Origin of the sequence: Spartinivicinus poritis (assembly GCF_028858535.1) — a bacterium.
GTDB classification, from domain to species: Bacteria; Pseudomonadota; Gammaproteobacteria; order Pseudomonadales; family Zooshikellaceae; genus Spartinivicinus; species Spartinivicinus poritis.
Window position 1 is genome coordinate 106,242 of the sequence record NZ_JAPMOU010000018.1, and the last position, 7,811, is coordinate 114,052.

The following is a 7,811-nucleotide window of genomic DNA, read 5'->3' on the forward strand; positions in this document are numbered from 1 at the left end:
TATCCTATATAAACAGTGCACTTAGCAGATGCCAAGAAGTAAGGTATTATCACATTTTGACCCAAGATAGTGGAAGTCTATCCAAGATGCAAAAGACCATAATGCGACTCATAACTTTATTAAGCTTAACATTTTTATCTGCCTGCTCTTTATTTAGCGACAGCCAACATCAAACTATCAGTTTTCCTGGCGTGCATAAAATTGATATTCAGCAAGGCAATGTTGTAACCCAAGAAATGATCAATCAACTCAGGCCGGGAATGACTAAACGTCAAGTTCGTTACATTATGGGAACACCGTTATTAGTTGATACATTTCAACAGGATCGGTGGGATTATATTTATAGCTACCAGCCTGGAGGAAAATCACGCGTACAAGAAACGCTAAGCCTTTATTTCTCCTCTGAGGGTAAGCTCAGTCATTTCACTGGAGACTTTCGCCCTGAGCCACCTCCAGCAATTGAACAACCACAGATTTCAGCTGAGTCAACAGAAGAATCCACTGTAACGCCGATTGAAGAAGGTGTTATTAAGGATATTATTGAATAGCTATTTGCAACTTAACTGCTATTTAGTCTTAAAGCCGTTGGGTAGAGTAAAGAAAGTGTGGATAGACCTGGATACATTGCCTAGAAACCATCAAGTTAATGTATCCTGCCACTACTGATATACTACTAATGCTCCGCCTCTCGCTTTTGCTTAGCTTGAGCAGCGCGCTTTTTCCTGACTTCCTTCGGGTCAGCTATTAACGGACGATATATTTCAACCCGCTCACCTTGCTCTAGCATTCTTTCTTTAGGCTTGGCTACTGCTTTACCTAGTACACCAAACTTACAACTTTCCCAGTCAATTTCAGGAAATGTTTGATCTATCCCTGACTGACGAGCAGCATCATAGACTGTAGTTCCTTTATCGACAGTCATAGCGACAATCTTTTGTTTATGCGGCAACGCATAGGCCACCTCTACTTGAATTTCTTCAGCCATAATACTCTTTTGCTCGCTTACAAAAAGCATCTACCATGGTGTTAGCAGCTCCGTTAAACAAACTGCCTAGCGTAGCTTCCATCATCTTACTTGAAAACTCAAAGTGCAGGCTTAACGACACCTTACAGGCATTCTCTTCTAAAGGAAGGAACTCCCACTGCCCAGTTAAATTTTTGAAAGGGCCTTCCACCAACTCCATATAAATGGCACTTCCATACTCAAGCCTATTGCGGGTAGTAAAGTTATGCTTAAGTCCGCCTTTTGCTAAATAAAGGGTTGCTTCTACTAACTCATCAGTTTGCTGATGGATGGCGGTATCGACACACCAAGGAAGGAAATGAGGATAAGATTTAATATCATTTACTAGATTAAACATTGCCCTGGCCGAATAAAGGACCAGGGCTGAACGACTGATTTGTGTCATATTGTTTATGACAATCCAAATAATTACTGGCAAATAAATACGTGATTAACTAAATGCTTTATACAACGTAGTCACAAATATCACAAGTACAGCCAAAGGTGAAAACACTCGAGCGGCAGCCCGCCAAGTATTAAAGCGAACTAAATTCTGCATCGCCAGCTCATTCAACACAACGGAGCGTTTTAAGATCCAACCAGCAAATATGGAAATGAGTAAGCCTCCCAATGGCAACATAATATTGGCTGTTAAGAAATCTAACAGATCAAAGAAGTTTTTATCAAACAGCTTAACTTCCGACCAGATATTAAATGAGAAGACCGTACCTAAGCCAAGTAGCCACACAATCAAGCTGAAACAAATTGTTGCAGTTAGCCGAGAAACATTATGCTGCTGAACAATATAAGCAACCGCTGGCTCAATCAACGAAATCGCTGAGCTAAGTGCTGCAATCGAAACCAGCAAAAAGAATATCGTACCGAAAATTTGTCCACCAGCCATACTACCAAACGCTTGTGGTAACGAAACAAACAGCAATCCTGGCCCTGCACCAGCCTCAAGACCGTTTGCAAATACAATTGGGAAAATAGCCATACCAGCAACTAATGCCACCAGCGTATCCAGTACCGCAATTGTTAATACTGTACCACCAATTGATGCCTGCTTAGGCATATAGGCTCCATAAGTCATAATGGCGCCCATTCCTAAACTTAAAGTAAAAAAGGCATGCCCCATTGCAACTAAGATCGCTTCACCAGTTAATTTGCTGAAGTCAAAGGCAAATAAAAACTGTAAACCTTCTCCAAACTTATCAGTACTGGTTACGCTGTACCCAACCATGACCAGCAACAGCACAAATAGTGCAGGCATCATAATGCGGACACTGTTTTCCAAGCCTTTATGAATACCTCTGGCAATGATGATGGCCGTTAAAATCATAAACAGGGAATGCCAGAAAATTAATCGGCCCGGATTACTGGTAAGATCACCAAACATTTTTCCGGTTTGTTCGGCATTCACACCATTAAATAGCCCCATACCAATATCAGCAGTGTAATTGAGCGCCCAGCCTGCAATCACACTGTAAAAAGATAAAATAAGAAAGCCAGCCAGCACGCCCATCCAACCAACTAAGCTCCATGCCCTAGTTGATCCAGACTCTACTGCGAGATCACCCATCGCATTAATAGGGTTACGACGAGCATGACGACCAATTAATACTTCTGACATCATGATGGGTATTCCCACCACAGCAATACATGCTAAATAAACTAAAACAAAAGCACCTCCCCCGTACTCCCCAGTGATATATGGAAATTTCCAGATATTCCCCAAACCGACTGCCGACCCAGTAGCAGCCAAAATAAAAGTCCACCGCGTGGCCCAAGTCCCACTTACAGCCTTATGCGCTTCAGCCATGTGTAACCTCTTGTAGTTGTAATTGGCGTATTTACCCCCCATAAAGCATAGCGAGCTTAGTACTAGCAATGCTTAACAGGTTAAGATGTGGCATTTTAGTCATTTACCCCTGTCAAACAAGAACATATACCACAGAGTGATAGCACATTTTGTTATATAACCGTATAATATGCCACTATGGTAAAGAAACAGAAAAAGTCTGGTCAGTCCAGCAGTACAATTGTTCTCAATAAAAAAGCTCGCCACGACTACCATATCGATGAACGGTTTGAGGCGGGGATAGCCTTATCCGGCTGGGAGCTAAAAAGCCTACGTGCAGGTAAAGTACAACTAGTGGATAGCTATGTCTTACTAAAGGATGGTGAAGCCTGGCTGGTAGGTGCCAATATTACTCCATTGAGCACTGTATCCACCCATGTTGTAGCAGACCCGCAGCGAGACAGAAAATTATTACTTCATCGTAAAGAGCTAGCTAAGTTATTTTCTATTACCCAACAAAAGGGACAGACCTGCATCTGTACTGCTCTTTATTGGAAAAAACATCTGGTTAAGTGCGAAATTGCAGTTGCCAGGGGTAAAAAGGATTATGACAAACGAGCAGCAGAAAAAGAAAAAGACTGGCAGAAACAAAAGCAACGACTTATGCGCCACTAGTTTTATTTTAGGGTTGAAAATTACAGTTAAAACCCTTATCTTACGTAATATCCATTAAGGTTTCGGGGGCGATTTGGATTCGACGACGGTTACGAAACCTTCAGGTGCATGTCGAGATGGCAGCCAATCTCGTAAATCAAAAGCTGCAAAATAGTAATCGCAAACGACGATAACTTCGGCGCTCAAGGCGCTCTAGCTGCTTAATACCCAGCTAGCGGTTGTAATTGGCTTACTTGTTGGCTGGTTTCAACTGTCAATTTAAACAAGATCGCTGTGAAGCATGCCTGAGGCGGATCAGTTAAACTAACTTTCAGGCTCGCTTATTACATCCTGATCGTCGGGTTGTTTTGAGCTAACTAAATAGACGAATCTAAACATGTAGAGCCGAAGGCAGAGAGCTGGCGGACGCGGGTTCAATTCCCGCCGCCTCCACCACTTCCACATTTCTTAAAATTCTTCAAACTTCCATAAACTCTTTATAAATCAATTACTTATCAATAGTACATATTCACAAAAACTATATCGAATTGTCATAATATCCCATATTTAAGGCCCGATTCTTCCCCTGGATTTCCCCTAAATCGCACTGAATTCACCCTCAAATATGCTTTCTTTGATAGCTGACTTTTATACAAGCAGCTCTTAGGATTACAGATCGTTATAGCTACCGACCAAACTTTTCCTCTCGCCATAATCGATCAACCATCACCAGAAAACTCTCTGTCGTTTGCGGTTTGGTTTCGTGAAGCTCGATGAGTTTGGTCAAAATTCCATCCAGGCTTGGTATTTCCTCATGCCCAGTAGCCAACCACTCCAGGTCAACACCAAGTAGTCGACTCAACACTATCGCTTCATGCAGTCTAAGGTTGCCATACCTCATTCGATCATAGATTTGTGTTGAACTCAGCCCTACCTGCTGTCCTATTTGCTCAATTGAAAGCGAATGGTTATTGATGGCATGTCTAAGTCGATCTCCAATCGCCTTTACTTCTTGGTTTACTTTGGTACTTCTCTTCATAATTTTTTCATTATGAACCTATTGCGAATATTTACTATGAATTTCACTCCTGGTTTTGGCGAAATGCCAAAAAAATAACGCAATAAGCCCATACTATTTAGCATTTTTCTAAATGACTAATTATTGCTCAGGGTAATATGATTTACATCACATATGATTGCTTGTAATTTCTCTTATCAACAGCTTGGACTTAAGTGCTTAGCTAGTGCCTTAAGGATATAACATGTCTTTTAGAGTGAAGCCTTGGGGAAATTTTCAAGAAGAAACACAAGTTGCCAAGATAGCAACTCAAGGTATTAATAAAGGAGAAAACAACAATACTATCCAGACACCAACAGGTATATATCTAAAGCCAATTAAGGAGGTAAAAAAAGCAGTGATTTTAAAAGAAGAATTAAACTTTATTAGAAACCATATTTATTTTATTAATCAACATTCAAAATTAATTTTTGATCATTTATCTGCTTGTTTAAATAGGTAGTTATCAAGTATAAGGAAAACCTTTACATCAGGCACTGTTTAAGACATTCAATTTCCAAGCAATGGCATCCTCCCTATAGGGAGGATTGCGTAGCTAAAAATTAATACCTTTTACGTTGAGGACGGCTATTAGATTTAGGCTGCGCTTGATTTACTTTGATATTACGGCCTTGCAAAGAAGTGCCATTTAACCCTTTGATGGCTGCATCAGCTTCGGAGTTATTATCCATTTCAACGAAACCAAAGCCTTTTGACTCGCCTGAGTGACGATCAGTGATAAGGTCCACACTTGCTACTGTGCCATAAGCGGAAAAAGCTTCTTTCAAATCATCGGTTGTTACACTATAAGGCAGGTTGCCAACGTACATTTTCATAGACTTTCCTCTATTTTGTGTGTTGGTAGAGAGAGATAGGCACTATCGAAAACCAAACACACAAATTACTCGATAGAGAAAACCATCTTTAGATGATTCGTTGTAACTCCGTCAAATTTACTTAATAACTACAAGTCAATTAGACGCCGCATACTACTCTATCTTGGTGTTTAATACTATTAACCTTGCTCGTCCACACAGACGCAGATAATTAACACTTCTGCTTGCTGGGTGTTTAGACCAGAGTTAGTCTGGATATGTAAACAAACACCAGCAAGGAGAGCATGATGAAACCAGCCACCCCAACCGAAGAACAACGCTTACAGCAATTCATCAAAGAACTAACAGCCTTGTCGAAAAAGACTGGTATTGTTATTGAAACAATAGGCGGGGTCAGCATTGTAGAGCCAGAAGAACTAAAAGCGTTAAGGTATTTAGGCGAGGTAGGAACTGGTGATATTGAGCCTAGGTTTTAACCTGGGCTGATTAATTACAAATAATTAACTCTTTTGATTGCTTTCTGTTGTTACCTCCCACAGTGTAATTTATTTTGACCTCATTAATTTTCAGCCCATCAAATACCTGCCGTATTTCAGGATGATCATTAATGCTAATCACAAATCGGCCTTTGCTGGTTTTGGCTAGTTCTGCCATGGCTTCATATTGGCCAAAGCCAAACTCACCACCATAGTCACTGGTACCCCAGTAAGGTGGGTCAAGGTAAAACAAGGTGTGTTCTCGATCGTAGCGCTTAACACATTGCTGCCAGTCCAAGTGTTCAATGGTTACCCTGGCCAGTCTTAAATGTGCTTGTGATAGGGTTTCTTCCAGCCTGGTTAAATTTAATCTTAATGGTGTGGTAGTGCTGGTGCCAAAGTTTCTGCCGGTGGGTTTAGCACCAAAGGTTAGCTGTTGCAGGTAGTAAAAGCGTGCTGCTCGCTGTATGTCAGTTAATACCTCTGGTGGTGTACTATTCACCCACTCAAATAGCTGACGGCTAACTAAAGCCCACTTAAACTGGCGGATAAACTCTTCAAGGTGGTGCTGTACTACCCTAAATAAATTAATCACATCTGATGATGTATCATTTAATACCTCAGCTTTTGATGGCTCCTTCATAAAAAATAATGCTGCTGCGCCGCAGAATGGCTCAACATAGCAGGTATGATCAGGAAATAACGGTAAGATATGCTTGGCTAAACGGCGCTTGCCGCCCATCCAGGCAAAGATAGGTTTAGACATAGAGCCTCCTTTTACAGCTATAAACTACTTGTTAGAGATGGGAAAGTTGTGGATGATAAAAGAAATTAACTACAGAGCTTAGTTAAAACTATTAAGCTCTATAGGATGGTACTTGAATGTATTATTGAGGTGTGTGTAATCTCTCACCCAAATAATAAAGGCCAAGGATTGTCGCAAGGACCATTTGCCATAAAAGAAAATTAAAAATACCAAAACCAACCCATGACAAAGGTATTTTAAATTGTTCTGATATTTCAATTTTTAATGCTATTTTTGCCCCAAGAATAAGAAATATGCTTACAGCGGTTAAATAAGAAAAAAGAACACAAAGGAACCTGCGCCTTGTCATATCTATCATTAAATAGCTTCCATGATAAAATATTTCTATTTTAGGTGGATTAGCCATAGGTTGATCGATATCATGTTTGTTGAAAGTAGCTACAGCTGCCAATGCGGCTATAAAAAAACCAGGCAAGTTAGAAATAAATGAAGTAATATCGCTAACCAAACCTTCAGAGCCAGTTATTGACTGTATAGGTATATAAAAAACTGATACAGCTAACGTTAAAATAGTTAAAACTAAAGGAGTAAGCCAGTCATAATACCACTTATCTTCATGCTTTATGCTCAAATAAGAAAAAGGCCTGGTTAATTGATATATAACAAATTTTATATGGTTAAAATTAATCATTGCTAACTAACTCTAGCATTTTGTTTCTAATTCCATTATGAATATTTGGGAATGCCGTATGTAACGATTTCCCAAAGCCTTCAATCTTTCTTTTTTTAACATATTTGTCTAACTCTAAAAGATTTTCTGTATCACTACTTAGTGTAGCAGTATGACTGGCTCCAGATTCATCAGTAAACGAGACACGAACAAAAGGAGAGTCAAGTGAATTTGCGTACTTAATAGCTTTCTGCAAGTGTTTCCAGTTACCTCCACTCTTTATTACATCCATTCTACCTACTTTCATTCGAATTTGAGTTTCAATAAGTTCTGGGTGTGACTGTGCATCATAGCCACGAACGATATTCATATCACTGGTTATCTTTATTCCTTTAATTACACCAGTGTTAAGCTCTTGCTCAAATTCTTCTGAAGGATGTGCTAAAAATGAAAGTGTACAATATAAATTTAGGCTCTATATGGATTCCTGGGGGACTATGTTAGCAGGCAAAAAGCTGTATACTCGAGCATTCATAATGGATTATCAA

General features: G+C 39.9%; 12 protein-coding genes and 1 other RNA gene. 5 read left to right on the top strand and 8 right to left on the bottom strand.

Translation table 11 applies throughout. From position 1 onward, the window contains the following. The first annotated feature begins 86 nt into the window (after positions 1-86). Positions 87-548 (top strand): outer membrane protein assembly factor BamE, encoded by a 462-nt coding sequence (locus tag ORQ98_RS15005; RefSeq protein WP_274689619.1) that lies wholly within the window; start codon positions 87-89, stop codon positions 546-548. A gap of 125 nt (positions 549-673) precedes the next feature. On the opposite strand, the gene ORQ98_RS15010 is transcribed toward ORQ98_RS15005, so the two are convergent. From ORQ98_RS15010 to ORQ98_RS15020, 3 genes are read right to left on the bottom strand one after another with little or no spacing between them, the layout of a single operon-like run. Beyond that, a complete protein-coding gene (locus ORQ98_RS15010) occupies positions 674-985 on the bottom strand; it encodes an RnfH family protein (RefSeq protein WP_274689620.1) in 312 nt (103 codons plus the stop codon). Then, positions 978-1,409 (bottom strand): type II toxin-antitoxin system RatA family toxin, encoded by a 432-nt coding sequence (locus ORQ98_RS15015; RefSeq protein ID WP_274689621.1) that lies wholly within the window; start codon positions 1,407-1,409, stop codon positions 978-980. The genes ORQ98_RS15010 and ORQ98_RS15015 overlap by 8 nt, the downstream gene beginning before the upstream one ends. 45 nt (positions 1,410-1,454) lie before the next feature. Then, positions 1,455-2,825 carry a sodium-dependent transporter gene (locus ORQ98_RS15020; RefSeq protein WP_274689622.1) on the bottom strand — a complete coding sequence of 457 codons (1,371 nt, stop codon included), beginning with the start codon at positions 2,823-2,825 and terminating at the stop codon, positions 1,455-1,457. A 177-nt stretch (positions 2,826-3,002) separates the two neighbouring features. On the opposite strand from ORQ98_RS15020, the gene smpB reads away from it, so the two are divergent. Together smpB and ssrA are read left to right on the top strand one after the other, a co-directional pair. Next, entirely contained in the window at positions 3,003-3,479 is a 477-nt protein-coding gene (gene smpB, locus ORQ98_RS15025; protein WP_274689623.1) for an SsrA-binding protein SmpB, read from the top strand. A 64-nt stretch (positions 3,480-3,543) separates the two neighbouring features. Continuing rightward, positions 3,544-3,914, top strand: a transfer-messenger RNA (tmRNA) gene (ssrA, locus tag ORQ98_RS15030). 229 nt (positions 3,915-4,143) lie between these two features. Here the strand turns inward: ssrA and ORQ98_RS15035 are convergent. Then, complete coding sequence (locus ORQ98_RS15035; RefSeq protein ID WP_274689624.1) at positions 4,144-4,497, bottom strand: helix-turn-helix domain-containing protein; 354 nt, start codon at positions 4,495-4,497, stop codon at positions 4,144-4,146. 223 nt (positions 4,498-4,720) lie between these two features. Here ORQ98_RS15035 and ORQ98_RS15040 point away from each other — a divergent pair, with 223 nt between their 5' ends. Beyond that, a complete protein-coding gene (locus ORQ98_RS15040; RefSeq protein ID WP_274689625.1) occupies positions 4,721-4,978 on the top strand; it encodes a hypothetical protein in 258 nt (85 codons plus the stop codon). Positions 4,979-5,078: 100 nt separating this feature from the next. Here the strand turns inward: ORQ98_RS15040 and ORQ98_RS15045 are convergent, their stop codons facing one another. Then, a complete protein-coding gene (locus tag ORQ98_RS15045) occupies positions 5,079-5,351 on the bottom strand; it encodes an RNA recognition motif domain-containing protein (RefSeq protein WP_274689626.1) in 273 nt (90 codons plus the stop codon). 284 nt (positions 5,352-5,635) lie between these two features. Between ORQ98_RS15045 and ORQ98_RS15050 the strand changes: the two genes are divergently transcribed. Next, positions 5,636-5,827, top strand: a complete 192-nt coding sequence (locus tag ORQ98_RS15050; RefSeq protein ID WP_274689627.1) for a hypothetical protein — start codon at positions 5,636-5,638, stop codon at positions 5,825-5,827. 10 nt (positions 5,828-5,837) lie between these two features. Here ORQ98_RS15050 and ORQ98_RS15055 read toward each other — a convergent pair whose 3' ends face one another. The 3 genes from ORQ98_RS15055 to ORQ98_RS15065 all read right to left on the bottom strand — a co-directional run bounded on the left by ORQ98_RS15055 (position 5,838) and on the right by ORQ98_RS15065 (position 7,633). After that, positions 5,838-6,593 (bottom strand): DNA adenine methylase, encoded by a 756-nt coding sequence (locus tag ORQ98_RS15055; protein WP_274689628.1) that lies wholly within the window; start codon positions 6,591-6,593, stop codon positions 5,838-5,840. Positions 6,594-6,714: 121 nt separating this feature from the next. Further along, positions 6,715-7,284 carry a hypothetical protein gene (locus ORQ98_RS15060; protein WP_274689629.1) on the bottom strand — a complete coding sequence of 190 codons (570 nt, stop codon included), beginning with the start codon at positions 7,282-7,284 and terminating at the stop codon, positions 6,715-6,717. Continuing rightward, positions 7,277-7,633 carry a hypothetical protein gene (locus ORQ98_RS15065; RefSeq protein ID WP_274689630.1) on the bottom strand — a complete coding sequence of 119 codons (357 nt, stop codon included), beginning with the start codon at positions 7,631-7,633 and terminating at the stop codon, positions 7,277-7,279. Before ORQ98_RS15065 ends, ORQ98_RS15060 begins: the two co-directional genes overlap by 8 nt. Positions 7,634-7,811: the final 178 nt, after the last annotated feature.

What these genes read in the sequence shown, in the direction of transcription:
- smpB (WP_274689623.1), top strand. Translation starts at nt 3,003, where the DNA reads ATGGTAAAGAAACAGAAAAAGTCTGGTCAGTCCAGCAGTACAATTGTT.
- ORQ98_RS15005 (WP_274689619.1), top strand. Translation starts at nt 87, where the DNA reads ATGCAAAAGACCATAATGCGACTCATAACTTTATTAAGCTTAACATTT.
- ORQ98_RS15045 (WP_274689626.1), bottom strand. Translation starts at nt 5,351, where the DNA reads ATGAAAATGTACGTTGGCAACCTGCCTTATAGTGTAACAACCGATGAT.
- ORQ98_RS15055 (WP_274689628.1), bottom strand. Translation starts at nt 6,593, where the DNA reads ATGTCTAAACCTATCTTTGCCTGGATGGGCGGCAAGCGCCGTTTAGCC.
- ORQ98_RS15020 (WP_274689622.1), bottom strand. Translation starts at nt 2,825, where the DNA reads ATGGCTGAAGCGCATAAGGCTGTAAGTGGGACTTGGGCCACGCGGTGG.
- ORQ98_RS15040 (WP_274689625.1), top strand. Translation starts at nt 4,721, where the DNA reads ATGTCTTTTAGAGTGAAGCCTTGGGGAAATTTTCAAGAAGAAACACAA.
- ORQ98_RS15050 (WP_274689627.1), top strand. Translation starts at nt 5,636, where the DNA reads ATGATGAAACCAGCCACCCCAACCGAAGAACAACGCTTACAGCAATTC.
- ORQ98_RS15035 (WP_274689624.1), bottom strand. Translation starts at nt 4,497, where the DNA reads ATGAAGAGAAGTACCAAAGTAAACCAAGAAGTAAAGGCGATTGGAGAT.
- ORQ98_RS15010 (WP_274689620.1), bottom strand. Translation starts at nt 985, where the DNA reads ATGGCTGAAGAAATTCAAGTAGAGGTGGCCTATGCGTTGCCGCATAAA.
- ORQ98_RS15060 (WP_274689629.1), bottom strand. Translation starts at nt 7,284, where the DNA reads ATGATTAATTTTAACCATATAAAATTTGTTATATATCAATTAACCAGG.
- ORQ98_RS15065 (WP_274689630.1), bottom strand. Translation starts at nt 7,633, where the DNA reads ATGAATATCGTTCGTGGCTATGATGCACAGTCACACCCAGAACTTATT.
- ORQ98_RS15015 (WP_274689621.1), bottom strand. Translation starts at nt 1,409, where the DNA reads ATGACACAAATCAGTCGTTCAGCCCTGGTCCTTTATTCGGCCAGGGCA.